The following is a 23,417-nucleotide window of genomic DNA, read 5'->3' on the forward strand; positions in this document are numbered from 1 at the left end:
AAATATAGTTCGGAATTTTAAATAAAGGATTTCATGGAAAACCGAGAAAATATAAATTTTAAAAATAAATGAAATAAAGCGCAAATCTCCTGTTAATCGGCGTTTTCACTGAAAAACCAAAGCTGAAAAATTTAGATGTGAAAAATATTCGGCACAACTTTGGATATGGAATTTACATCAAACATTTATAAACATTAAAAATTTAACATTATGGGAATTCTATGGACGCTCATTATTGGAGCAATCGCAGGTTATTTAGGATCATTAATTTTTAAAGGCGGCAGCCTTGGACTAATCGGGAATATCATCGTAGGTATTGTCGGTGGATTTATTGGTTATTGGTTATTAGGCGGCAGACTGGGCGAAGGCGTAGTTGGCGAGATTTTAACCGGAACCATCGGTGCCATCGTACTCTTAGCGATTGTTAACCTGTTTACCAGAGGTAGGGTGTAACTCAGTTTACACTTTTGAAAAATTAAACAGTTTTGCGGGAAATATTTAGGAATCTCCAATTTGCGAACTGAAGAACAAAAAAAGCAACTTATTTCTAAGTTGCTTTTATTTTTTTCACTTCGCGGAAGATTATTTTCTCAATCCAAGTTCTGCGATGATAGCTCTATATCTAGTAATATCTTTTTTCTTCAGATAATCTAAAAGGGCTTTTCTTTTACCTACTAAAAGTACCAAAGAACGCTCAGTTGCGTAATCTTTGTGATTTTTTTTCAGGTGACCTGAAAGGTGGTTGATTCTGTAAGTAAAAAGGGCAATTTGTCCTTCTGCTGTGCCGGTATCAGCATCAGACTTTCCATGTTTTGCGAAGATTTCTTTCTTCTTGTCAGTTGTTAAGTACATTCCAATATTATTTTAATGATTATTATGTAACGGGTGCAAAAGTACAACTATTTTTCTGTTCCTTAAAACTAAAATTAAAGTGTTTTAAAGGAATTTGTTAAAATATCTTAAAAATTTATTGTTTATATTCAGCCGTGGCAATATCTTTGCACTACACAAGGCCATGAAAAATCTTTATTTAGTTCGCAATTCCTTTACAGTTCTTTTACTGCTCACGAGCTATAGCTTTTTTGGCCAAACCATGGTCTCCAATAAAGATTCAGAAACTTTTAACATTCTTTATTTTAATCCTGAAGTTTTTCCGGATATCGACGAGATAAAAGAACCTACTTATACCGCATTTTTTTCAGCACTTTCCGATCAGCTCAGCAAACGCGGTGCAAACAGGCTGCTTCGTGTTGATTATAACGTATCTTTTGACGATGCTGATCCGGCGCTGATTTCTGAATTTTGTGAAAACAACAATGCGAATTTTGCGGTCGTGCCGAAAGTTAAATATTTTAAAGTTGGTTTCGGGAAATATGTTTTTTCAAACCAAGTCATTGTGAGTTTAAAGGTTTATTCCGCGACCGGAAATCTTTTGGCTGAAACTTCGTACGACACCTACAAAAAAGGCGGAAGATTAGTCGGTTCCGCTGAAAACTCCATCAAAGTCGGGACTTTTGGCGCCTTGAAAACCATCAATAAGCAGCTTCGCAAAAAATATAATTCAGAATGGAGCACGCTGAATCAACTGGAAATTCCCACCTACCAATTTTCCCGCATTTAATTCAAGAAATATTACGATACAAAATAGAAAATTTCCTGCTTTTAGCGGGAAATTTTTTGTTTTAAATCTCCGAAAGAATACAACTTTTTCCTTCTAGCCCCGATGGAAATGAAAATCCTTTTTTGCCGTCCCTCGGCAAAAAAGATTGCAATGGACAGCGGGTTGAAACTTTTCTGAGGAAATACCATTTTTGTTGCTTCCGAAAAATTAACTGTAAACAATTGAAGTTCAATTTAATATCCGATGCAAACGACTACAAACGACAATAAATAATTCCTTACCGGCTAATTTTTGCCCGCTGATGAATCTTTGCTCCAGAGATTTGAGGAAATAAAAACCAAGCCTCATTTCAAAAGTTTAATTAAAAAATTTAAAGTCATGTCACTAAGAAACAAAGTGAGCCTCGTAGGCCGCACCGGAAAAGAAGTCGAAATTCTAAAATTCGATTGGGGAAAAATGGCAAAAGTAAGTCTTGCCACCACCGATTTTTACACGAACTCGGTAGGCGAAAAAGTAGAAGAAACGCAATGGCACAACCTGGTTGTCAACGGAAAGCTCGCCGACGTTATGGAAAAATATGTGGAAAAGGGCAAAGAAATCGCCGTGGAAGGAAAAATCGTTTACAGGTCATACGACGACAAAGATGGCATAAAACGGCATACTACAGAAATTCGCGTGGACGAGCTGTTGCTGCTCAGTGGAAAATAAGCCGCTAAAAGGCCAGATTTTTTCGATTTAGCTCTGCTAAAAAATTAATTTCAAAAAACACAAATGATGAAAGTTAAAATATTTAAAATCAGATTGTCTGAGGATTTTATTTACTCAGATCAGAAATTACTGGACCGTTTTTTAGAAGAAAACAATATTCTGAAATATGAAACAGCCTTTGTAAAAGATGACGAAAGTTATTGGTCCGTCGTGTTGTATTTCGAAGAATTGAAAGTTCTGGTTAATGAAAATCAGCCGGAAAAATACAGCGCCGATGCAGATTGGGTGCTGTCTGCCGATGAAATACAAATCCTGAATTCGCTCAAAATCTGGAGGTCGGAAAAAGCGAAAGATCAAAAACTACCGGTTTATTTTATTGCCACCAATAAAGAACTTTTCTCGATAGCGAAGTTTAAACCCGCTAAAAAAGAGGAGCTGCGGGATATCAAAGGTTTTGGAAAACACAAAATCGAAAATTATGGCCAGGAAATCATTGAAATTTTAGAAATGGTATAAAAACACATCTTCATATATTTTTTTTTAAGCCGGAGAAATTTGCTCCGGCTTTCTTGGAACCGCAAAAGAAGCAAAAGCTTTCTTTTACTTGTGTCCTCCGTGAAACCTCTGTGTACTCCGTGGTTAAAAACTAACTCAAAGTTTCAACATTTCAAAATCACAAAATTTGTGCTTTTTGTCGCTAAAAAATTTTCTACTTTTATAAAATGGAAATCACAATTCGAAAAATTCAAAAATCAGATAATAAAATTTTAGCGCAAATCATCCGCAGTTGCTTTCACGACTTCAATGTCGCCACGCCCGGAACGGTCTATGAAGATCCAATGACCGACAATCTTTACGATTTGTTCACAGATCCAAAATCGGCACTTTTTGTTGCTGAAGTCGATGGTGAAATCTCCGGCTGTTGAGGCATTTTTCCAACCGAAGGTTTACCGGAAAATTGCGCGGAACTGGTAAAATTTTACCTCCATAAAAATTCGCGCGGCAAAGGGCTCGGGAAATTATTGATGGAAAAAAGCATTGAATTTGCAGAAAAATCCGGTTATAAATCTATTTACATCGAAAGTTTACCTGAATTTTCCAACGCGGTTTCTATCTACGAAAAACAAGGTTTTCGCTATCTCGAAAAACCATTGGGCAACTCCGGACACAGCGGCTGCAACCTCTGGATGCTGAAGGAGCTTTAGGTACTTGGCGCAATAATTTTGTATTTTTGCGGACTTACTTTTAATTTGACCTTGCCGTCAATAAAAAACATAAAATTCAGCCCAAAAATATGAAGCCCAGTTTAGCCAAAGGAACGCGTGATTTTTCCGCAGAAGAAGTGTACCGCAGAAAATTCATTATCAATATTTTACAGAAAAATTTTGAACTGTTTGGTTTTCAGCCATTAGAAACGCCAAGTTTCGAAAATCTGTCAACTTTAACTGGAAAATATGGTGAGGAAGGCGACCGCTTGATTTTTAAAATTCTGAATTCCGGCGATTACGCTTCGAAAACTAAAGATGAAGACTGGACGGCGAAAAATTCTCAGACACTGACTGCGCAAATCTCCGAAAAAGCACTTCGTTACGATCTTACGGTTCCGTTTGCGCGTTACGTCGCAATGAATCATGGGCAGCTGAATTTCCCTTTTAAGCGTTACCAAATTCAACCGGTTTGGCGCGCTGATCGTCCGCAAAAAGGGCGCTTTCGCGAATTTTACCAGTGCGACGCCGACGTTGTAGGTAGCGTGAGCTTATGGCAGGAAGTGGAATTGGTGCAGCTGTATCTAAAATCATTTGCAGACTTAAATTTGAAAATTGCACTTCACCTTAACAACCGGAAAATCCTTTCCGGTCTTGCAGAATTTGCGGGCATTTCAGACCAGTTAATAGATTTTACCGTCGCGCTGGATAAACTGGATAAAATCGGAAAAGACGGCGTGGTGAAAGAACTTTTAGAAAAAAACATTTCTGATGAATCTATTGAAAAGCTCGACTTTTTATTTAACCAAAGCGAAAATGCGCTTGAAAATTTAGCTCAGCTAAAAGAGAAATTTCAGGGAAATGATATCGGAACGAGTGGAGTGGAAGAGCTTGAATTTGTCTTGAAGAACTCTTTCGAACTTGGAATTTCCGAAGAAACTTTGAAATTCGATATTACTTTAGCGCGCGGTCTTGATTATTATACCGGCGCAATTTTCGAAGTCAAGGCGCTTGATGTTGCGATGGGTTCTATCGGCGGTGGCGGTCGTTACGATAATTTAACCGAAGTTTTCGGTGTGAAAAATATTCCTGGAATCGGTGTTTCATTTGGTTTGGACCGAATTTATCTGGTGATGGAAGAACTCAATTTATTCCCGGAAGAATCGGCAAAAAAAGTGGAATTTCTGTTTGCCAATTATGGTGAAAAAGAATCTTTAGCAGCCATGAAAATTATTGCTAAACTTCACCAGAAAGGCATTTCCGCAGAGCTTTATCCGGAATCGGCAAAACTGAAAAAACAGTTCATTTATGCCGAAAAAAAGGGAATCCCAAATTTGGTTTTCTTTGGTGAACAGGAAATTTCCGACGGAAATATTACCATTAAAAACCTCGAAACCGGCGAGCAAATCACCAAATCGGTTGATGAGTTTCTGCAATAAAAATGATTTCCATTTTAATTGCTATTTTTAAATTTTACAAGCAATGGAAAATTACCTCGATATCAACCGGAAATTGTGGAACGCAAAAGTTGACGCACATTTAAAATCAGATTTCTACTTTCTGGAAGAATTTCTGCAGGGCAGAACTTCCTTAAATTCAATTGAACTCGACCTTTTAGGTGATGTTGAAGGCAAAGATATTCTGCATCTTCAGTGCCATTTCGGTCAGGATTCCATATCGCTTTCACGCCTCGGCGCCAAGGTTACCGGCATCGATTTGTCAGATAAAGCCATCGACGCCGCGATTGACTTAGCAGAAAAATGCGGCACCGATACCAATTTTTTAGTTTCTGACGTCTATAATTTGCCGGACATTTTACCTCAGAAATTCGACATCGTGTTTGCAACCTACGGCACCATTGGCTGGTTGCCTGATTTACAAAAATGGGCGCAGGTCATTTCTCATTTTTTGAAACCGGGCGGAAAATTCGTTTTTGTAGAATTTCATCCGTTTGTCTGGATGTTCGATGACGATTTTAAATATATTAAATACAGCTATTTCAACGATGAGCAAATCATCGAAACCAAATCGGGAACTTATGCAGACCGTGATGCGGATATTGTAGAAGAAGAAGTAGGCTGGAATCATTCAACCTCGGAAGTGCTTACCAGTCTCTTGGACGAAAATCTGAAACTACTCTCGTTTCAGGAATACAATTGGTCGCCGTATCCGTGTTTTTCCCATATTGAGGAGGTGGAAAAAGGGAAATATCAGATTCCGCCATTTGGGAATAAAGTTCCTCTTGTATTTTCTTTGGTCGCGCAGAAAAATATAACGCAGAATCTTGTTTTAGAATAACAAAAATTTGTATCATTGCAATCTGAATTTTTATGCAAGAAAAATTCGGAACATTGGGGGATTAGCTCATCTGGCTAGAGCGTTAGACTGGCAGTCTAAAGGTGGTCGGTTCGATCCCGATATCCTCCACAATTTTCAAGAACGCCACAAATATATGTTTGCGGCGTTTTTGTTTTCTGTGAAACACTAAGAAACACATGAAAAAAAGCCGCAATAATTGCGGCTTTAATTATTTCTATAAGAAAATCTTATTTTTTACCTACGATGTTTAGCTCCAGGTCAACACCTTGCGAAATCATCCAGTCTTTCGGGTCGCCTTCAGCGCCGTAAGCCAATCCCCAATCTTCTCTGTTGATGGTGAATTTAGACTCTAAACTTGCCTGATTTTCTGTAACCACAACTTTCGCCGGGAAAGTTACGTTCACGGTTTTACCTTTAATGGTCAGGTTTCCGCTTACCGTTTTATTTGCGCCAACAGTTTTAGTTTCAGTTCCGGCAGCTAAATCTTCAACTTTTGTAATGTCGAATTTTACGCTTGGGTGTTTTTCAACATCGAAGAAATCTGCACTTTTCAGGTGTGCGTCAAGGTCTGCAGAAGTTTTACCGTCGCTCATTGCTGGGTCTACAGATTCCGGGCTTGTTACCAGACTGTTGATGTCAGAAACCAAACTTCCGGCAGTCAACTGTCCGTTTTCGAATGCCAAAGTTCCGGACGCTTCCGTAGTTCCGTATCTTGGGTTCAGGCCACCTTTGTGCGTTGCAGTCCAGTTTACCGTGCTGGCGTTAGTGTCTACTGCGAAGGTTTGTCCTGTGGTTTCCGCTACAGTTTGTTCGGTTGCAGTGGTTACCTGGTCAGCTTTTGCTTCGGTACAAGACACTGCAAATAAAAATGCTGAAAGTGCTAAGATTGTTACTTTTTTCATTGATCTAAATTTTTTGTTTTGTTTTATAGTGCAAAAGTACGGCGGCTCGGGCGGCTGCGACTTGACCTATGTTAAGAAACGCTTTTGGTGGTTGTTTTTATTTGGGCGCCTTTATCCGCCCTCCGTTCCCGCTTTTTTGCTCGTCGTTCCTCCTCGCAAAAAGAGCTCCACTCAGGTCGGGGCGCATCCCACCTCCCAAATTTTCCGCCATTTCAAAATTTTCCTTCCCACAAAAATTGCCTGCTAAAACACCTAATTTTTCAGTTTTGTGGTCTATAAAAATTCGCCGCTAAAACAGCAAATTTTTTCATTTTAATAATTAATAATTCTTTATTCATTAATTTCAAAAGCGTCAAAGCCAATTTCTTATGCCGCAATTTTTCCGTATTTTTGCAAACTCTGAAAATTGAAATTTCAGCACATAAATGAAAGAAAGCAAAGAATATATAGAAGTTTACGGCGCCCGTGAACATAATTTAAAAAACATCGACGTTAAAATTCCACGTAACGAACTCGTTGTGATTACCGGACTTTCCGGCAGCGGAAAATCTTCACTCGCTTTTGATACCATTTTCGCGGAAGGTCAGCGCCGCTATATCGAGACTTTTTCCGCCTACGCGCGGCAGTTTCTCGGCGGTTTGGAAAGGCCTGATGTCGATAAAATAGACGGACTTTCGCCCGTTATTGCCATTGAGCAGAAAACAACCAATAAAAATCCGCGCTCTACAGTCGGCACGGTTACAGAATTATACGACTTTTTACGTTTACTTTTCGCGCGCGTGTCCGATGCGTATTCCCTGACTTCTGGTCAGCAGCTTGTTAGCTATACCGAAGAGCAGATTTTAGAAGCCATAAAAACCAATTATAAAGGCGAAAAAGTCATGCTTTTGGCGCCGGTTGTACGTTCCCGAAAAGGTCATTATCACGAACTTTTCGTGCAGATGGCGAAAAAAGGCTACGGACAAGCAAGAATTGATGGTGAAATTCAGGATATTGAATACGATTTGAAGCTCGACCGTTATAAAACCCACGATATTGATATCGTTATCGACCGTTGGATCATCGGCGAAAGCGCTTCCGAAAACCGCATGGAAAAATCCCTGAAAACCGCGCTTCAAATGGGCGATGGTATTGTCGGGATTCAAAAACTGGACACGCAAAACATCGAATATTTCTCGAAAAATTTAATGGACGCGGAAACCGGGCATTCCTTAGCCTTGCCGGAACCAAACACCTTTTCCTTCAATTCACCAAAAGGAAGTTGCCCGTATTGCAAAGGTCTGGGGACCGTAAAAAAAGTAAACACCGATTATTTTGTTGATAATCCGAAACTTTCTATTAACCAGGGTGGCTTATTGCCGTTGGAAGACATCAAGTCCAACAAATGGATTTTGGGACAAATTAAAAATATTCTGGAAATTTTCGGTCTTTCGCTTGCGACATCTATTAAAGATATTCCGGCGGAAGCACTGGATTATATTTACAACGGCTGCCACAAGGAATTCAACAAAGATTTGAAATACGCCGGAATCAACAAGAAAATAAAGGTCAATTTCGATGGTTTGATTTCTTTGATCAACGACATGATCGATGATAAAGAAAGTTATGATGCGATCTTGCTCGAGCGCCACTTCACCACCGAAGAAACCTGCCCCGAATGTCACGGCACGCGTTTGCAACCATCAAGTTTAAGCTTTAAAATTGACGGTAAGAACATTGCGGAGATCAACGCGCTTTCGCTTTCCGATTTGAAAGAATGGCTCATTAATGTTGAAGATAAATTCAGCAAAAACAATAAAATTATCGCGCACGAAATTCTGAAGGAAATTAAAACGCGCTTGCAGTTTCTTTTGGATGTCGGCCTTGAATATCTGAGTTTAAGCCGAAGTTCGCGCACCTTATCCGGCGGTGAATCTCAGCGCATCCGTCTTGCGACGCAAATAGGTTCTCAGCTCGTAAATGTACTTTATATTTTAGATGAACCTTCCATCGGTTTACATCAGCGCGATAACGAAAGACTTATTAACTCGCTAAAAAACTTACGTAACATCGGAAATTCTGTGATTGTTGTTGAACATGACAAAGATATGATCATGGAAGCTGATGAGGTTTTGGACATCGGACCTCGCGCCGGAAAATTCGGTGGTGAAATTTTATGGCAGGGAAAACCTGAAGATTTGCTGAAAGCCGACACCATTACTGCGGATTATATCACCGGAAAACGCAAAATAGAAATTCCGGAAAAAAGGCGCGAAGGCAACGGAAAATCTTTAATTTTAAAAGGTGCAACCGGAAATAACCTGAAAAATGTCAACTTAGAAATTCCGCTTGGCAAGCTGGTTGTCGTAACCGGAATTTCAGGAAGCGGAAAATCTTCGCTGATTAACGGAACTTTATATCCGATTCTGAACCAGCATTTTTACCGCAGCGTTCAGGAACCTTTGCCATACAAAAAATTTGAAGGGATTGATAACATCGACAAGATTGTAGATGTTGACCAAACGCCAATTGGGCGCACTCCGCGCTCAAATCCGGCAACATATAGCGGAATGTTTACAGACATCAGAAATCTTTTTGCAGAACTGCCGGAATCTAAAATTCGGGCATATAAAGCGGGAAGATTTTCATTTAATGTAAAAGGCGGTAGATGCGAAACTTGTCAGGGTGGTGGTTTGAAAGTGATTGAAATGAACTTTCTGCCTGATGTATATGTTCACTGTGAAACCTGCAATGGCAAACGATTTAACCGCGAAACGCTGGAAGTCCGCTATAAAGGAAAATCTATTTCCGATGTTTTGGAAATGACCATTAACGAAGCGACAGATTTTTTCCAGCCGATTCCAAAGATTTATTCCAAAGTGAAAACCATGCAGGATGTTGGTCTTGGTTATATTACACTTGGTCAGCAATCAACTACTTTAAGCGGCGGTGAAGCACAACGTATTAAACTAGCCACAGAACTTTCGAAGAGACAAACTGGCAACACGCTTTATATTTTAGATGAACCTACCACTGGACTTCATTTCGAAGACGTAAAAGTGTTGATGGATGCCATCAATAAACTCGTAGACCTCGGAAATTCCTTCATCATTATCGAGCATAATATGGATGTTATCAAACTTGCGGATCATATCATCGATATCGGTCCGGAAGGCGGAAAACACGGCGGTGAAATAATTGCGAAAGGAACTCCCGAAGAAGTGGCAAAATCAAAAAAATCACTTACTGCGAAGTTTTTAAAAAAAGAGTTAAACTGAAAAATTTTGCCTTTAAAGCACCGAAAAAAATGAACTACGAAATCCGCATCATGCAAGAGGAGGACGCTCCGAAAATCATCGATATTTATCAGCAGGGCATCGATGGTGGGAATGCCACCTACGAAAAAGCAGCACCATCATGGGAAGCTTGGGATTCTAAATACCTGAAAGTTTGTCGTTTTGTACTTGAAAATGAAGCTAATGAAACCGTTGGTTGGTGCGCGCTTTTGCCCGTGAGCGACCGCGCATGTTTTAAAGGCGTGGCGGAAGTGAGTATTTACCTCGACGGCTCGGTGCAGGGGAAAGGTTTGGGAAAACTCTTGCTGAAAAAATTAGTTCTCGACAGCGAAGAACAGAAATTTTGGACCTTACAGGCGGGAATTTTTCCGGAAAATGAAGCCAGCATTGCCATTCACGAAAAGCTGGGTTTCCGCGTGGTGGGCAGGCGCGAACGGTTAGGACAGTTGAACGGCAGGTGGCGCGATGTAGTGTTGCTGGAACGCCGTAGCGCTGTTGTTGGAACTGATTGATTTTCAGCAGGTATAATTTTTCTTAAAAAGTTTGGCACTAACATTGAAAGTAAGGTTTTAAATCAAAACAATTAAAATGAAAAATTTATTTAATATAATTATCGGTTCTGGTCTAGCATTGGCTTTATCTTCTTGTGGAACGCAAAATGACGCCTACGGCAACAATTACCCGAACAACAAATATCCAACTAACGGAACGAACGGAACTGTGTACCGTGCTAATGACGGTGCGGTGTACAGAAGAGGTGAAGTGTACCGTGACAGAAGCGGAAATGTATACCAAAACGGCCGCGTTATCCGTACGGGTGATGTCACCGGAAATCCGGGAATATTAAGCGGAGGTAATAATACCGTTTATTACCCAAACAATAAAAATCGTCAAAATTTGCCTCCAGGGCAGGCAAAAAAAATCTACGGTGGTCAGGCGACAGATTATGCAAAAGGTCAGCAAAAAAAGCGGGCTAAACAGTACGACAACTGGGGAAACGATAACGACCACGCTTACAAAAAAGCGAAAGGTAATAAAGGTAAGAAAAACCACAAAAGAAAATAGTTCTAAAACATAAAAAAAGCGGGTTAAACCCGCTTTTTTTTGTGAAATTAAATTCTGATCTATTTGTCAATGGAACCCAGAACTTTTTGGGCAAATGCATTTAAAGCATCGCGTTCTGCTGTTCCTTTTGCAACATCAGCGTGAACTTCGAGCGCGCCGCAGATATTGGTAATCAATTCGCCCACGACGTTTAAATCTTCTTCAGAAGCTCCGCGGAATTCCGAAAAAGCTTCCAAAACTTCTAAAGTTTTTTCCAGGTTTTCGGGAGTCTGCGTTTGATAGAACTGTCTGATAATTGGGAGTTTCATTAATTTAATACTTTAAAAAGATTATTTAAACTTTCAGCCTGGTTAGACTGAACCTGATTTACCAACTCACCATTTTTGAAAATGGCAAACGTAGGTAAATTATCAACTTTTGCTAATTTCCGGCTTTCCGGCAATTTTTCGGCATCTACATATAAAAACGGAATTTCCTCGTTTTCAGAAGCTAATTTTTTGAATTTCGGCTTCATGATTCTGCAGTTTCCGCACCAGGTAGCGCCGTATTGTACTACAACTTTTTCATTATCTGCAACAATCTGCTGCAAAGTGTCTTCTGCTAATTCTGTGTACATAATGCTTTTTTTTAATTTTGTGATGCTAAATATTCCGCTGTGGATTTTCTGTTCGCCTGCATTGCATCTTTACCTTCTTCCCAGTTTGCAGGGCAAACTTCACCATGTTTCTGCACGTGCGCGTAAGCATCGATTAATCTTAAAAATTCTTTTACGTTTCTTCCAAGTGGCATATCGTTTACCGCTTCGTGGAAGATTTTTCCGGTTTCGTCGATAAGGTAAGTCGCTCTGTAAGTTACGTTGGAACCTGTGAAAGATTCGTTACCTTCTTCATCATAATCAAAATCCTGATCTACGATTCCTAAAATATTTGCCAACTGACGGTGTGTATCTGCTAAAATAGGGTAAGTAACGCCTTCGATGCCGCCGTTGTCTTTTGAAGTGTTCAACCACGCGAAGTGAACTTCGTTGGTGTCACATGAAGCACCGATAACTTTGGTGTTTCTTTTTTCGAATTCGCCTAAAGCTTCCTGAAAAGCGTGAAGTTCTGTCGGGCACACAAAAGTAAAATCCTTTGGATACCAGAACAAAAGCACTTTCTGTTGGTTATTTACTGCTTCTTCGAATACGTTGATTCTTAAATCGTCACCCATTTCAGACATTGCATCGATGGTAACGTTCGGGAATTTTTTTCCTACTAATGACATAATATATATTGTTTGTTATTTACAGGTGCAAAAGTACACCGTTTTTATCAATTAGAAAATCAATTTTGATTTATAAAATCTATAATGTTGAAATATCGAAAAATTGGTCCGTTTAGCAGCTAATTTATCAATTTTCGCTGAAAAGGTCAACCAAACTGAGAAATGTCAGCTATTTGCCGGTGGTTTTAAATGGTATTAAAAAAATATTGAGTAAATTCACGTATCAAAAACTTACCGTGAAAAAGATTCTTGTTATTCTGCTGGTTGCTTTTATCCTCATTCAGTTTTTTCCGATTGACAAAAACAACCCGGCACCGACGCCACAAATGGATTTTTTAAATATTAAAAAAACTCCCGAAAAAACGGCAAATTTAATTAGAAATGGTTGCTACGACTGCCACAGCAATGAGTCGAAATATCCGTGGTATTCCAACATCCAACCAATGGCGTGGTTTCTGCAGGATCATATTGAAGAAGGCAGAAAGGAATTAAACTTCTCCACCTTCGCAACATATCCACTGAAAAGAGAACTCAAAAAAATGCAGGAAGCCGCGGAACTGATCGAAAAAAACGAAATGCCGTTGGATTCTTATATTATTCTGCATCCCGAAGCTAAATTTACGGCGGCGGAAAAACAGGAACTGATTCACTATTTTAAAACGCTTGCAGAAGAAACACGCCTGATGAACACGCTGCCGACGCAGGTTGAAAAATCAGAATTTAAAATACAATAATGACAAACACAGATGCTACCAAATATTATGTTTTTTACGACGGTGAATGCGGATTCTGTAATTTCTGGGTTCACTGGATTTTAAAACGTGATGACAAAGACCTGTTTTTATTTGCTGCTCTACAGGGTGAATTTGGCCAGAAGTTTTTAAGTGAAAGAAATCTGGAATTGACCGATCTCGACACTCTTTATCTTTGGAAACCAGATGAATATTACTTAAGGAAATCGCATGCAGTTTTTAAAATTTCCGAGGTTTTAGGCGGAATTTATCAGTTTATATCAGTGCTGAGATTTTTACCAACCGGAATCACCGATTTTCTTTACGACCGCGTTGCAGAAAACCGAAAAAAACTCGCAACACAGGCCTGTGAAATTCCCACGCCGGAAGAGCGCAAGAAATTTATCGGGTAAAACAGGCAAGTTTTTGCAAATTTCCAATAGCAGACGCGCTCCCGCGTGAGGGCGAAGGCGGAAATTCTTTGTTTTTAGCGCGGCGGCGCAGCCGCCGCGCTAAAAACAAAGATTGGAGCCGAAGACCGACCCGTGTGGCTGCCGAGCCCGGCAAGGGGCACGCCCAAAATATATCGCTTTCCCAAACCAAAAAACTTTACAAATTCATATCTTTGCGCCCATGGAATATAATACACAGAAAACGCTATTGCAGATGCCAGAATACGGCCGAATTATACAGCAGCTCGTCGAACGCTGTAAAGAGATTGAAAATAGAGAAGAGCGAAATGAAATGGCAGTGGCGATTGTAGATTTCATGGGGCAGCGCAACCCGCAACTGCGCGACGAAGAAAATTACAAGCACAAACTTTGGGACCATTTATTTATCCTGGCAAGCTATGACTTGGATGTAGATTCACCATACCATATACCAACCGCGGAAGAAATGAAAGTAAAGCCAAAACGCATGGATTACCCGGTTTTACAGGGAGAATTTAAATTTTATGGTAAAAGCATTTTACAGTTAATCGATAAAGCAATTGAACTGGAAGCGGGTGAAGAAAAAGACGCTTTGATCCAGGTAATTGCCAATAATATGAAGAAATCCTACAACGTGTACAACAAAGAGCACGTGCAGGATGATGTTATTTTCCGCCATTTGAAAGATCTTTCTGGAAACCGACTGGATCTTACAGTGCTTGATTCTTTGGAGAAAAGCAAGATTTATTACGCGACAAGCCGTACAAACAGACCCAACAACGGTAAAAATAATCAAAGCAACCAAAACAGCCAGAACGGCCAGAATAAGCGTAGAAATTTTCAAAACAATAAAAACCGGAAGTAAGAATGAGCGGAAGTTTTCAAATTAAAGGAGGAAAAAAGCTGCACGGGGAAATAACGCCACAGGGAGCGAAAAATGAAGCATTACAGATTTTATGCGCGGTTTTACTTACCGATGATGTGGTTCGCGTAAAAAATATTGCGGATATCCACGATGTAAACAGACTTATTGAAATTTTGGGCGATTTTGGCGTGAAAATTACCAAAAATGCACACGGCGATTATTCTTTTCAGGCAGATGCTGTAAATTTTGATTATATAAAGTCTCCGGAATTTAAGCAGGACGGCGCGCGGCTTCGCGGCTCAATTATGCTTTTAGGTCCGATGCTTGCGCGTTATGGCGAGGCATATATGCCAACGCCGGGCGGTGATAAAATTGGGCGCCGCCGTTTGGATACGCATTTCCAGGGTTTGGTAGAACTGGGTGCGAAATTTCATTACGACGAAAAACAGCAATATTATTCGCTGAAAGCTGAGGCGCTGCACGGAACCTATATTTTGCTTGAGGAAGCTTCGGTTACCGGAACTGCAAATATTATTATGGCGGCAGTTTTAGCGCAGGGAACTACCCAGATTTACAACGCGGCGTGTGAGCCTTATCTGCAGCAACTTTGTAAAATGCTGAACCGCATGGGCGCAAAAATCAGCGGGATTGGCTCGAACTTATTGACCATAGAAGGTGTTGATATTCTATACGGAACGGAACACACGATGCTACCGGATATGGTGGAAATCGGTTCCTGGATTGGTTTGGCAGCGATGACCAAATCTGAAATCACCATTAAAAATGTAAACTGGAATGAGCTGGGCGTTATCCCGAACACTTTCCGGAAATTAGGAATTCAGCTTGAAAGACGCGGTGACGATATTTTCGTTCCTGCGCAAGAAAACTATAAAATTCAGAAGTTCATCGACGGTTCAATTTTAACCATTTCAGATGCACCGTGGCCCGGATTTACACCGGATTTGCTTTCGATTATTTTAGTCGTAGCAACTCAGGCGAAAGGAACGGTACTGGTACATCAGAAGATGTTTGAATCGCGCCTCTTCTTCGTAGATAAAATCATAGATATGGGTGCACAGATTATTTTGTGTGATCCACACAGAGCTACGGTTGTCGGTTTAAATCATGAATATCCGCTGCGCGGAACAACGTTGGTCTCCCCGGATATCCGTGCCGGAAATGCTTTGCTTATTGCGGCTTTAAGCGCGGAAGGAACTTCAATAATCCAGAATATCGAACAGATTGACCGCGGTTACGAAAACATCGACGGAAGATTAAAAGCGCTTGGCGCCGATATTGAAAGGATTTAGTAAAACCAAAAAAAATGGTCAAAACGCCCCGAATTTTTCTGGGCGTTTTTCGTTACCAAAGTAAACCGTCAAAAAAACTTATCTTTGCAAAAATTTTTGGGCTCGAAAAGTTCGAGTAACCCATTAATAATGTCATTATTAAACAAAATTTTATGTCGAACATTGTCGCCATAGTTGGCCGTCCCAATGTTGGGAAATCCACCCTTTTTAACCGTTTTCTCGAAAGAAGAGAAGCTATTGTAGATGCCACTTCGGGCGTAACGCGCGACCGTCACTACGGGAAATCCGACTGGAATGGTGTAGAATTCACCGTTATTGATACCGGCGGTTACGAAGTTAATTCCGAAGATGTTTTTCAAGGAGAAATCACCAAGCAAGTTGAATTGGCTGTAGATGAAGCCACTTCAATTATTTTTATGCTGAACGTTCACGAAGGTTTAACGGACACTGATCAGGAAATCTACGAAATGTTACGCCGCGCAAATAAACCGGTGTACATCGTAATAAATAAAGCAGATTCTGCAAAAGAAGAACTTGCCGCTACTGAATTTTACCAGCTCGGAATTGATAAATATTACACTTTGTCATCAGCTACAGGTTCGGGAACCGGAGAACTTCTCGATGATATCGTAAAGGATTTTCCTACAGACGAATACAAAGATCCGTTCGAAGGTTTGCCGAAGATTACAATCGCCGGCCGCCCGAATGTGGGGAAATCAACTTTAACCAACGCATTGTTGGATGTTGAAAGAAATATTGTTACCGATGTTGCAGGAACGACACGCGATTCCATTCAGACCTTATACAACAAATTCGGTTACGAATTTGTTTTGGTTGATACCGCAGGAATGCGCCGTAAAGCCAAAGTAAAAGAAGATCTTGAATTTTATTCTGTCATGCGTTCCGTTCGTTCAATTGAGTATTCTGATGTCGTAATCATCATGGTGGACGCGACCTTAGGTTGGGAATCTCAGGATATGAACATTTTCGGTTTGGCACAGAAAAACAGAAAAGGTATCGTTATCGTGGTTAATAAATGGGATTTGGTAGAAAAAGACACCAATACAACACGAGATTTCGAAGCAAAAATCAAAGAAAAAATCGGGCAGTTTACCGATATTCCGGTGCTTTTTATCTCCGCTTTAACCAAGCAGAGAATCCTGAAAGCTGTAGAAGTTGCAATGGAAGTTTATGAAAACCGTGCAAAAAAAATCAAAACTTCAAAACTGAACGAGGTAATGCTTCCCGTTTTCGAAGCTACGCCGCCGCCAGCTTTGAAAGGAAAGTACGTGAAAATAAAATATTGCGTACAGCTTCCAACGCCAAGTCCGCAGTTTGTATTTTTCTGCAACCTGCCGCAGTACGTAAAAGAAGCCTACAAAAGGTTTACTGAAAACCAACTTCGGAAACATTTTGGTTTCACCGGCGTACCGATTGAGATTTATTTCAGACAAAAATAATTTGATGTGATGATCAGTCGATTTGTTCATTTACCGGCTAAAGTAGAATTTAAAAAGAAGCAACAAGATAGTTGCTTCTTTTTTTATTTGGTAACCCGCTTTCCGCTGTATCTTTTGCTGCACTTCGTTTCGCAAAAGGATGCCGCTGCAATCGGGGCTAGAAGAAAGATTTTCCTGTTTTCGAAAAATATGCCCATCTAACAGCCAAAATTTTCACCATAGAAAATTTTCTGGCTCTGATTTAATTAAAAATTCCCGACCTTTACCGCCTAAAAATAAGGAATGGTTACAGTTTTATCGCACCAATTTTCTTTGGTCAATACCTGGATTAACGAGCTCCGAAATGTGGAGCTGCAAAATGACCGCATGAGATTTCGCCGCAATATGGAAAGAATCGGGGAAATTGCCGCATTTGAAATCAGTAAAGATCTAGAACAAAAGGAAATTGAAATCACCACGCCATTAGATAAAATAATTTCAAAAGAAGTTGCAGTACAACCTGTAATCACCACGATTTTACGGGCTGGTGTCCCTCTTTTTCAGGGAATTCTGAATTACCTCGATAAAGCAGATTGCGGTTTCGTAGCGGCTTACCGAAAACACGACGCCAACGATTATTTTTCTATAAAACAGGATTATTTAACTTGCCCAAACATCGACGGTCGACCGCTCATCGTTGCAGATCCGATGCTCGCCACAGGCGCTAGCTTAATTGAAGCCATCAAGGATTTGCTGAATCACGGAAAGCCAACTCAGCTTCATATTGTAGCAGCTATCGCGTCAAGACAAGGAGTAGAAACAATTCAAAAAGAATATCCGCATGCAAAAATCTGGGTTGGTGTCATTGATGAAAAACTTACTTCGAAAGGTTATATCACTCCAGGTTTGGGGGATGCAGGAGATCTGTCTTACGGTGAAAAACTCCAGCGCTAGTTGATGTGCTAATTTGAAAATGTGCCGATGCGGAAATTTGTTAATTCTCAAATTACCCAATCTCGCATCAGGATTAATCCACCGCCATTACCAAAACACTAACTTTATTATTTCCAGCTTTTAAAATTTCCCACGCCACGGCGCTCATGGTGTTTCCGGTGGTGAAAACATCATCGATCAGCAAAACATGTTGATGTGAAATTTCTTTGTTTACAGAAAATAGATTTTCTTTAAACATCCGTTCTTCGCGGTTTTTCTGCGCCTGTGCTTTTTTGTAAAAATTTCTTTTAATCAGATTGTGGTCGCACGGAATATTCAATTCTTTGGACAAAGTATCGGCGAAAAGATGCAGCTGGTTATAACCGCGTTCTTTCAGCTTTTTCGGATGCAGCGGCACAGTCGCAAAAATATCGGGCTTAAAGGTCGAAAAATCTGCTTTTTCTAAAGTCCATTTAGCAAGAATTTCACCGATTTTTTCACGTTTACCATATTTCAGTTGGTGAATTATTTTCTGGCTCGTGCTTTCTTCCTCAAACTGCATCAGAGCAAAAGCCTTTTCAACCGGAAACAAAAGCCGGCATTTATCTGCTAATGGATTATTTACTGAAAACCGGTGATGTGTAAAATTTATTTGCTCAAAACACGCCGCGCAAACAACTTCATCCGCAGGAATAATGCGGTTGCATTCCAGACAGCGGTTCGGGAAAAGCAGATCCACCAAATACATATCATGCTAATTTAGTGAAAGTTACCATTTTAGATAGAATCTTTAAAGAATGCTGGCGCGAATTCTTTCAATTGATCTTTTCATATTTTCATTGGAAAGTTCCTTTTCGAGTCGAATTGGCGGAGCCTGCCGAACTTCACAATCCGGAATGCTGCATGATTCACAAGTAACGCCCACGTTGATGGTTTTGATCCGGTCGCTTTTCGCAAATTTTATTTTTCGTAATGAATTGGAATTCAACAAAATTCCGATGCAATAGCTGCGGTTCGTGCCGTCCGAAAACGGGTTTTTCTGCGAAGTTGAAAGCACCAGATACGTTAAGCCGCTGTCTTTGTAGTGTGAAATTTGTGCGTCCGTAAGCTGCTCATTTTCCTTTAAATTGCTCAGATTTTTCACAGCAATCCAACGGCGGCAGTAATGTTCGTTAGTTGAATTCGCGTGTGGCGCCTGCTGTTGATTCAAGTGTAATTCCTTTAATATCTGTATTTTATCTGAATTTTTCTTTTTGGTAAAGCACAGATAAAACAAATCTTTGATGCCCAGTTCTTGCGGAAGAATATTCGTCAGTCGTTGATAAAAAGTTTCAGGCGAACTGGTAAATTCTTCTATCAGGTTTTCAAAAAGCATCGGATGCCACTCCGTCATTTGGAAAAAAAATGCCATTTTCTGCGCCAGAATTTCTTTCCGAATCAGCAGACAACCTGCAAAATATCCCGCAAAATAGTTGTTCAGCAATTCTTCAAAACTCTTAAAATCCAACCAGGAATAGGTGTTTGGCCGCGGACTTAAATTCAAAACATTAAAACCGATTTCCTTTGCTAAGATGAAAGTTTTCTGGTCTTCATCTAAAAGCTCATTTAGAAAAAGCAGTTTTTTTTCGGGCAGATAAAGCGACCGTAATTTTCCGGAAGCGCCATACTGCTCGAAATTTAGCGACTGAATTTCATAGCCGAATTGCGCGCGCAGAATGCTTTCAAATTCCGCGGAATTTGGCTTGTTCGACAGCAAATTTTCTAAAATATAGACCCGTGCTTTTTCTTCGATTTCCGGAAAATAATTATCGTACAGTTCCTGAAAACTGCGCAAAACGGCAAAATAAAAAAGGTCTTTGCTGAGGTTGTAATTCTGCGAAATCTCAATTAGAGTATTTATAAACGCCGTGACTTTTTTCGGCGCATCGCTGATGATGCTGATCAGGTTGCTTTTGTTAATACCAAATAAATCCAGCGGAATTTCTTTAAAAAACTCAGACTGAATTATTTCCGCAATTGGTGCTAAACTTTTATCAAGTTTTGTTGACACCAAGTCGTCGTAAGTACAATTCAGCGCGGCAGCAAGCTGGGAAATTTTGTCGTGTTTTGGGTATTTTTTTCCGTTTTCTATTTCGTTTAAATAAGATTTAGAAACGCCGGTCACATTGGCCAAATCCTGCAAAGAAAGGTTGCTCCGTTGGCGGAACTGTTTCATTTTCAAGCCGAAAACCGTTTTTATAAATGCACTGTCGCGAATCATTAATTTATAATATTTCTAAATAGATTGTGAGAACCGATGAACACAAAGGTAGAGAAAAAATTTGCCGCTATTTGCACATTTTTTTAAAAATAAAATAGCGAACGTTCGCTATTGGTGAAAATATTTTTATTAAGTTTGTAATACCAAATCAGAAAAACGCAAACGTAATGGAAACGGTAACAGCACTTAAGATTCTCCCAGCCGAAAAATATAGCGATATTTTTTCGCCACAATTAGAGCATTTTTTAGCGGAACTTCATCAGAAATTTGATGCCAAAAGAAGAGCACTTTTGAATTCCCGAAAAATGAAGCAGGTGGAATTTGACCATCATCAGTTGCCGCATTTTTTACCGGAAACTGAAGCCATCCGAAACCGAGATTGGGTTTGTAGTCCTTTGCCCGCAGATTTATTAGACCGCCGCGTCGAAATTACCGGTCCAGTTGATCGAAAAACGGTGATTAATGCTTTAAATTCCGGCGCCTCAACTTTCATGGCAGACTTTGAAGACAGCAATTCGCCAACCTGGAAGAATTGCATGGAAGGTCAGCAAAATCTTTATGATGCAGTTCGAAAAACGATTTCCTTTGAAAACGAAAACGGTAAAAAATATGAGTTGGGTGAAAATTTAGCAACGCTAATAGTCCGGCCGCGCGGTTTACATTTGATTGAAAAAAACATTGAGTTTAATGGCGAAAAAGCTTCAGCGTCACTCATTGATTTTGGAATTTTCTTTTTTCGAAATGCTAAAAAATTAATCGATAATGGCAGCGGACCGTATTTTTATTTGCCAAAACTTGAACATTATTTGGAAGCCCGTTGGTGGAATGAGGTTTTTGAATTTTCTCAGAATTACGTGGAAATTCCGCAGGGAACCATAAAAGCTACAGTTTTAATTGAAACCATTACGGCGGCTTTTCAGCTTGACGAAATTTTATTTGAATTAAAAGAACACAGCGCCGGACTGAACTGTGGCCGTTGGGATTATATTTTTTCTTACATCAAAAAATTTAGAAATCTACCCGAGTTTTTGGTGCCAGACCGCGATCAGGTTACAATGACTTCACCGTTTATGAGTGCCTATTCCAAAAAAGTGATTCAGGTTTGTCACAAGCGAAATGTTCACGCAATGGGTGGAATGGCAGCGCAAATTCCGGTGAAAAACAACGAAGAAGAAAATGAAATCGCATACTCTAAGGTTCGTGCAGACAAAGAACGTGAGGTGAAAAACGGGCACGACGGAACCTGGGTGGCGCATCCGGGATTGGTTTCAATGGCAAAAAAAATCTTCGTTGAATTTATGCCGTCGCCAAATCAAATCGATAAAAAGTTTGAATATTATCAGATTTCGGAGGCAGATCTTCTTGAAAATCCAAAAGGAACGGTTACCGAAAACGGCGTCAGAAAAAATATTAATGTCGGAATTCTTTACATCGAATCATGGCTCATGGGCGTTGGTGCGGCAGCTTTGTATAATTTAATGGAAGATGCCGCGACCGCGGAAATTTCGCGTACGCAAATTTGGCAATGGCTGAAAAATGAAGCGCAGCTTGAAGACGGAAGAACCTTGAAACCAGAAATGGTTTTGAAATGGCAAGAAGAGGAATTGGCTAAAATCCAAAAATACGTCGGTGAAGATCGTTTCAAAATCGGAAAATTTGAATTAGCAACTGAACTATTTGATGATTTAATTTTTAACGAAGAATTCGAAGAATTTCTAACGCTGAAAGCTTATCAGTATTTATAAAAAATTTGCCCAAATAACACCAAAAAAACCAAAAACAAATCGATATGAAAAATCAGGAACAAATCCAGCAGCTGGAAAAAGAATGGCTTGAAAGCCCAAGATGGACCGGAATTAAAAGACCGTATTCCGCGGAAAAAGTATTGAAACTTCGCGGAACGTACAAACTCGATTACACCATCGCAAAACTGATGTCCGAAAAACTGTGGGATAAGCTAAATTCTCAGGATTTCGTGGCCGGCCTCGGCGCGTTAACCGGAAACCAGGCGGTTCAAGAAGTTGACGCCGGTCTGGAAGCAATTTATCTTTCCGGCTGGCAGGTTGCTGCTGACGCGAATTTAAGCGGCGAAATGTATCCCGATCAAAGTCTTTATCCCGCGAATTCGGTGCCGTCGGTGGTGAAAAGAATCAATAACGCTTTATTGCGCGCGGACCAAATTCAGTCCGTGAATGATATTGACGAAGCGAACTGCAAAGATTATTTAGTTCCCATAGTTGCTGATGCTGAAGCAGGTTTTGGCGGAAATTTGAATGCTTTTGAACTCATGAAGCAAATGATTGAAGCGGGCGCCGCTGGAGTTCACTTTGAAGATCAGTTGTCGTCAGCCAAAAAATGTGGTCATTTGGGCGGTAAAGTTTTGGTTCCTACTCAGGAAGCTGTAAATAAACTTATTGCGGCGCGTTTGGCAGCCGACGTTTGCGGTGTTCCGACTGTTTTGGTTGCCCGAACTGACGCGGATGCTGCAGATTTGCTGACTTCCGATATTGACGAGCGCGACAGAAAGTTTGTAACCGGAAAAAGAACTTCCGAAGGATTTTATGAAGTAAAAAATGGAGTAGAACAAGGCATCGACAGAGGTTTGGCGTATGCGCCTTATGCGGATTTAATTTGGATGGAAACTTCAAATCCCGATTTGGATTACGCAAGAAAATTCGCAGAAGGAATACACGCAAAATTCCCGGGAAAAATGCTGGCGTATAATTGTTCGCCATCGTTCAACTGGGCGGCAAAACTTTCCGTGCCGGAAATGGAAACATTCCGCGAAGAACTGGCAGCAATGGGTTACAAATTCCAGTTTATCACTTTGGCAGGTTTCCATGCTTTAAATACTTCGATGTTCGAATTGGCTTTAGCTTATAAAAAACGCGGAATGGCCGGTTACAGCGAGCTTCAGGAAAGAGAATTTGCGCTCCAGAAAGAAGGTTTTCGCGCGGTGAAACACCAGAATTTTGTAGGTACATCATACTTCGATGAAGTTCAAACTGTGGTAACTGACGGTAATTCTTCAACCACGGCGCTTGCAGGTTCTACAGAAGCGGAGCAGTTTCATTGATTAAAACACATAAC

General features: G+C 40.3%; 26 protein-coding genes and 1 tRNA gene. 20 read left to right on the plus strand and 7 right to left on the minus strand.

Features of this window, described 5'->3' with window-relative positions; genetic code table 11:
• Positions 1-210: 210 nt before the first annotated feature.
• Complete coding sequence (locus BMZ55_RS00095) at positions 211-453, plus strand: GlsB/YeaQ/YmgE family stress response membrane protein (RefSeq protein WP_039346237.1); 243 nt, start codon at positions 211-213, stop codon at positions 451-453.
• Positions 454-582: 129 nt separating this feature from the next.
• Here BMZ55_RS00095 and rpsO read toward each other — a convergent pair whose 3' ends face one another.
• Positions 583-852 carry a 30S ribosomal protein S15 gene (gene rpsO, locus BMZ55_RS00100; protein ID WP_039346238.1) on the minus strand — a complete coding sequence of 90 codons (270 nt, stop codon included), beginning with the start codon at positions 850-852 and terminating at the stop codon, positions 583-585.
• 163 nt (positions 853-1,015) lie between these two features.
• Between rpsO and BMZ55_RS00105 the strand changes: the two genes are divergently transcribed.
• The 8 genes from BMZ55_RS00105 (at position 1,016) to BMZ55_RS00140 (ending at position 5,961) form a co-directional block, all read left to right on the plus strand.
• Positions 1,016-1,621: a hypothetical protein gene (locus BMZ55_RS00105; protein ID WP_089817587.1), complete on the plus strand. Its 606-nt coding sequence runs from the start codon at positions 1,016-1,018 to the stop codon at positions 1,619-1,621.
• Positions 1,622-1,999: 378 nt separating this feature from the next.
• The gene (locus BMZ55_RS00115) at positions 2,000-2,329 is read left to right on the plus strand and encodes a single-stranded DNA-binding protein (RefSeq protein ID WP_089819319.1); all 330 of its coding nucleotides are present in this window, start codon (positions 2,000-2,002) and stop codon (positions 2,327-2,329) included.
• A 63-nt stretch (positions 2,330-2,392) separates the two neighbouring features.
• Positions 2,393-2,845, plus strand: coding sequence for an HRDC domain-containing protein (locus BMZ55_RS00120; protein WP_233701851.1), 453 nt, complete (start codon positions 2,393-2,395; stop codon positions 2,843-2,845).
• A 206-nt stretch (positions 2,846-3,051) separates the two neighbouring features.
• On the plus strand, positions 3,052-3,255 hold the full coding sequence (locus BMZ55_RS11375; RefSeq protein ID WP_233701852.1) for a GNAT family N-acetyltransferase: 204 nt from the start codon (positions 3,052-3,054) through the stop codon (positions 3,253-3,255).
• Positions 3,256-3,258: 3 nt separating this feature from the next.
• Positions 3,259-3,534 carry a GNAT family N-acetyltransferase gene (locus BMZ55_RS11380; protein ID WP_262493331.1) on the plus strand — a complete coding sequence of 92 codons (276 nt, stop codon included), beginning with the start codon at positions 3,259-3,261 and terminating at the stop codon, positions 3,532-3,534.
• An 89-nt stretch (positions 3,535-3,623) separates the two neighbouring features.
• A complete protein-coding gene (gene hisS, locus BMZ55_RS00130; RefSeq protein ID WP_089817593.1) occupies positions 3,624-4,973 on the plus strand; it encodes a histidine--tRNA ligase in 1,350 nt (449 codons plus the stop codon).
• Positions 4,974-5,016: 43 nt separating this feature from the next.
• Positions 5,017-5,832 (plus strand): class I SAM-dependent methyltransferase, encoded by an 816-nt coding sequence (locus BMZ55_RS00135; RefSeq protein ID WP_089817596.1) that lies wholly within the window; start codon positions 5,017-5,019, stop codon positions 5,830-5,832.
• 55 nt (positions 5,833-5,887) lie between these two features.
• A tRNA-Ala gene (locus BMZ55_RS00140) sits at positions 5,888-5,961 on the plus strand.
• A 119-nt stretch (positions 5,962-6,080) separates the two neighbouring features.
• On the opposite strand, the gene BMZ55_RS00145 is transcribed toward BMZ55_RS00140, so the two are convergent.
• On the minus strand, positions 6,081-6,755 hold the full coding sequence (locus BMZ55_RS00145) for a YceI family protein (RefSeq protein ID WP_089817598.1): 675 nt from the start codon (positions 6,753-6,755) through the stop codon (positions 6,081-6,083).
• Positions 6,756-7,180: 425 nt separating this feature from the next.
• Between BMZ55_RS00145 and uvrA the strand changes: the two genes are divergently transcribed.
• The 3 genes from uvrA (at position 7,181) to BMZ55_RS11295 (ending at position 11,095) form a co-directional block, all read left to right on the plus strand.
• A complete protein-coding gene (gene uvrA / locus BMZ55_RS00150; RefSeq protein ID WP_089817600.1) occupies positions 7,181-10,012 on the plus strand; it encodes an excinuclease ABC subunit UvrA in 2,832 nt (943 codons plus the stop codon).
• A 29-nt stretch (positions 10,013-10,041) separates the two neighbouring features.
• Positions 10,042-10,542: a GNAT family N-acetyltransferase gene (locus BMZ55_RS00155; protein WP_089817602.1), complete on the plus strand. Its 501-nt coding sequence runs from the start codon at positions 10,042-10,044 to the stop codon at positions 10,540-10,542.
• A gap of 76 nt (positions 10,543-10,618) precedes the next feature.
• Entirely contained in the window at positions 10,619-11,095 is a 477-nt protein-coding gene (locus tag BMZ55_RS11295) for a hypothetical protein (RefSeq protein ID WP_177179764.1), read from the plus strand.
• A 59-nt stretch (positions 11,096-11,154) separates the two neighbouring features.
• Here the strand turns inward: BMZ55_RS11295 and BMZ55_RS00165 are convergent, their stop codons facing one another.
• From BMZ55_RS00165 to BMZ55_RS00175, 3 genes are read right to left on the minus strand one after another with little or no spacing between them, the layout of a single operon-like run.
• Positions 11,155-11,403 (minus strand): DUF6952 family protein, encoded by a 249-nt coding sequence (locus tag BMZ55_RS00165; protein ID WP_089817604.1) that lies wholly within the window; start codon positions 11,401-11,403, stop codon positions 11,155-11,157.
• The gene (locus tag BMZ55_RS00170; RefSeq protein WP_089817606.1) at positions 11,403-11,711 is read right to left on the minus strand and encodes a thioredoxin family protein; all 309 of its coding nucleotides are present in this window, start codon (positions 11,709-11,711) and stop codon (positions 11,403-11,405) included. The genes BMZ55_RS00165 and BMZ55_RS00170 overlap by 1 nt, the downstream gene beginning before the upstream one ends.
• An 11-nt stretch (positions 11,712-11,722) precedes the next feature.
• Positions 11,723-12,358 carry a peroxiredoxin gene (locus BMZ55_RS00175; protein WP_039345605.1) on the minus strand — a complete coding sequence of 212 codons (636 nt, stop codon included), beginning with the start codon at positions 12,356-12,358 and terminating at the stop codon, positions 11,723-11,725.
• A 236-nt stretch (positions 12,359-12,594) separates the two neighbouring features.
• Between BMZ55_RS00175 and BMZ55_RS00180 the strand changes: the two genes are divergently transcribed.
• From BMZ55_RS00180 to upp, 6 genes are all read left to right on the plus strand, one after another.
• Positions 12,595-13,092 carry a heme-binding domain-containing protein gene (locus BMZ55_RS00180; RefSeq protein ID WP_089819321.1) on the plus strand — a complete coding sequence of 166 codons (498 nt, stop codon included), beginning with the start codon at positions 12,595-12,597 and terminating at the stop codon, positions 13,090-13,092.
• Positions 13,092-13,502: a thiol-disulfide oxidoreductase DCC family protein gene (locus tag BMZ55_RS00185; RefSeq protein WP_089817607.1), complete on the plus strand. Its 411-nt coding sequence runs from the start codon at positions 13,092-13,094 to the stop codon at positions 13,500-13,502. The genes BMZ55_RS00180 and BMZ55_RS00185 overlap by 1 nt, the downstream gene beginning before the upstream one ends.
• Positions 13,503-13,722: 220 nt before the next feature.
• A complete protein-coding gene (locus tag BMZ55_RS00190; RefSeq protein ID WP_089817609.1) occupies positions 13,723-14,385 on the plus strand; it encodes a DUF4290 domain-containing protein in 663 nt (220 codons plus the stop codon).
• 2 nt (positions 14,386-14,387) lie between these two features.
• Positions 14,388-15,695 (plus strand): UDP-N-acetylglucosamine 1-carboxyvinyltransferase, encoded by a 1,308-nt coding sequence (murA, locus tag BMZ55_RS00195; protein WP_089817612.1) that lies wholly within the window; start codon positions 14,388-14,390, stop codon positions 15,693-15,695.
• Positions 15,696-15,847: 152 nt separating this feature from the next.
• On the plus strand, positions 15,848-17,155 hold the full coding sequence (gene der / locus BMZ55_RS00200) for a ribosome biogenesis GTPase Der (RefSeq protein ID WP_089817614.1): 1,308 nt from the start codon (positions 15,848-15,850) through the stop codon (positions 17,153-17,155).
• Positions 17,156-17,437: 282 nt separating this feature from the next.
• On the plus strand, positions 17,438-18,088 hold the full coding sequence (gene upp, locus BMZ55_RS00205; protein WP_039345591.1) for a uracil phosphoribosyltransferase: 651 nt from the start codon (positions 17,438-17,440) through the stop codon (positions 18,086-18,088).
• A 73-nt stretch (positions 18,089-18,161) separates the two neighbouring features.
• Here the strand turns inward: upp and BMZ55_RS00210 are convergent, their stop codons facing one another.
• Together BMZ55_RS00210 and BMZ55_RS00215 are read right to left on the minus strand one after the other, a co-directional pair.
• Complete coding sequence (locus tag BMZ55_RS00210) at positions 18,162-18,815, minus strand: ComF family protein (protein WP_089817616.1); 654 nt, start codon at positions 18,813-18,815, stop codon at positions 18,162-18,164.
• A 42-nt stretch (positions 18,816-18,857) separates the two neighbouring features.
• A complete protein-coding gene (locus tag BMZ55_RS00215; RefSeq protein WP_089817618.1) occupies positions 18,858-20,327 on the minus strand; it encodes a helix-turn-helix domain-containing protein in 1,470 nt (489 codons plus the stop codon).
• Between the two features lie 167 nt (positions 20,328-20,494).
• Here BMZ55_RS00215 and aceB point away from each other — a divergent pair, with 167 nt between their 5' ends.
• Together aceB and aceA are read left to right on the plus strand one after the other, a co-directional pair.
• Positions 20,495-22,072 carry a malate synthase A gene (gene aceB, locus BMZ55_RS00220; RefSeq protein WP_089817620.1) on the plus strand — a complete coding sequence of 526 codons (1,578 nt, stop codon included), beginning with the start codon at positions 20,495-20,497 and terminating at the stop codon, positions 22,070-22,072.
• Between the two features lie 44 nt (positions 22,073-22,116).
• Positions 22,117-23,403 (plus strand): isocitrate lyase, encoded by a 1,287-nt coding sequence (aceA, locus tag BMZ55_RS00225; RefSeq protein WP_089817622.1) that lies wholly within the window; start codon positions 22,117-22,119, stop codon positions 23,401-23,403.
• The last annotated feature ends 14 nt before the right edge of the window (positions 23,404-23,417 follow it).

This window comes from Kaistella treverensis, from assembly GCF_900114045.1.
Classification (GTDB): domain Bacteria; phylum Bacteroidota; class Bacteroidia; order Flavobacteriales; family Weeksellaceae; genus Kaistella; species Kaistella treverensis.

Coding starts and splice junctions, on each gene's coding strand:
- der (WP_089817614.1), top strand. CDS start 15,848: ATGTCGAACATTGTCGCCATAGTTGGCCGTCCCAATGTTGGGAAATCC.
- BMZ55_RS00135 (WP_089817596.1), top strand. CDS start 5,017: ATGGAAAATTACCTCGATATCAACCGGAAATTGTGGAACGCAAAAGTT.
- murA (WP_089817612.1), top strand. CDS start 14,388: ATGAGCGGAAGTTTTCAAATTAAAGGAGGAAAAAAGCTGCACGGGGAA.
- BMZ55_RS00105 (WP_089817587.1), top strand. CDS start 1,016: ATGAAAAATCTTTATTTAGTTCGCAATTCCTTTACAGTTCTTTTACTG.
- BMZ55_RS00215 (WP_089817618.1), bottom strand. CDS start 20,327: ATGATTCGCGACAGTGCATTTATAAAAACGGTTTTCGGCTTGAAAATG.
- BMZ55_RS00210 (WP_089817616.1), bottom strand. CDS start 18,815: ATGTATTTGGTGGATCTGCTTTTCCCGAACCGCTGTCTGGAATGCAAC.
- BMZ55_RS00170 (WP_089817606.1), bottom strand. CDS start 11,711: ATGTACACAGAATTAGCAGAAGACACTTTGCAGCAGATTGTTGCAGAT.
- aceB (WP_089817620.1), top strand. CDS start 20,495: ATGGAAACGGTAACAGCACTTAAGATTCTCCCAGCCGAAAAATATAGC.
- BMZ55_RS00120 (WP_233701851.1), top strand. CDS start 2,393: ATGATGAAAGTTAAAATATTTAAAATCAGATTGTCTGAGGATTTTATT.
- BMZ55_RS00115 (WP_089819319.1), top strand. CDS start 2,000: ATGTCACTAAGAAACAAAGTGAGCCTCGTAGGCCGCACCGGAAAAGAA.
- hisS (WP_089817593.1), top strand. CDS start 3,624: ATGAAGCCCAGTTTAGCCAAAGGAACGCGTGATTTTTCCGCAGAAGAA.
- BMZ55_RS00175 (WP_039345605.1), bottom strand. CDS start 12,358: ATGTCATTAGTAGGAAAAAAATTCCCGAACGTTACCATCGATGCAATG.
- BMZ55_RS00190 (WP_089817609.1), top strand. CDS start 13,723: ATGGAATATAATACACAGAAAACGCTATTGCAGATGCCAGAATACGGC.
- BMZ55_RS00155 (WP_089817602.1), top strand. CDS start 10,042: ATGAACTACGAAATCCGCATCATGCAAGAGGAGGACGCTCCGAAAATC.
- upp (WP_039345591.1), top strand. CDS start 17,438: ATGGTTACAGTTTTATCGCACCAATTTTCTTTGGTCAATACCTGGATT.
- rpsO (WP_039346238.1), bottom strand. CDS start 852: ATGTACTTAACAACTGACAAGAAGAAAGAAATCTTCGCAAAACATGGA.
- BMZ55_RS11375 (WP_233701852.1), top strand. CDS start 3,052: ATGGAAATCACAATTCGAAAAATTCAAAAATCAGATAATAAAATTTTA.
- BMZ55_RS00165 (WP_089817604.1), bottom strand. CDS start 11,403: ATGAAACTCCCAATTATCAGACAGTTCTATCAAACGCAGACTCCCGAA.
- BMZ55_RS00145 (WP_089817598.1), bottom strand. CDS start 6,755: ATGAAAAAAGTAACAATCTTAGCACTTTCAGCATTTTTATTTGCAGTG.
- BMZ55_RS11295 (WP_177179764.1), top strand. CDS start 10,619: ATGAAAAATTTATTTAATATAATTATCGGTTCTGGTCTAGCATTGGCT.
- aceA (WP_089817622.1), top strand. CDS start 22,117: ATGAAAAATCAGGAACAAATCCAGCAGCTGGAAAAAGAATGGCTTGAA.
- BMZ55_RS00185 (WP_089817607.1), top strand. CDS start 13,092: ATGACAAACACAGATGCTACCAAATATTATGTTTTTTACGACGGTGAA.
- BMZ55_RS00095 (WP_039346237.1), top strand. CDS start 211: ATGGGAATTCTATGGACGCTCATTATTGGAGCAATCGCAGGTTATTTA.
- uvrA (WP_089817600.1), top strand. CDS start 7,181: ATGAAAGAAAGCAAAGAATATATAGAAGTTTACGGCGCCCGTGAACAT.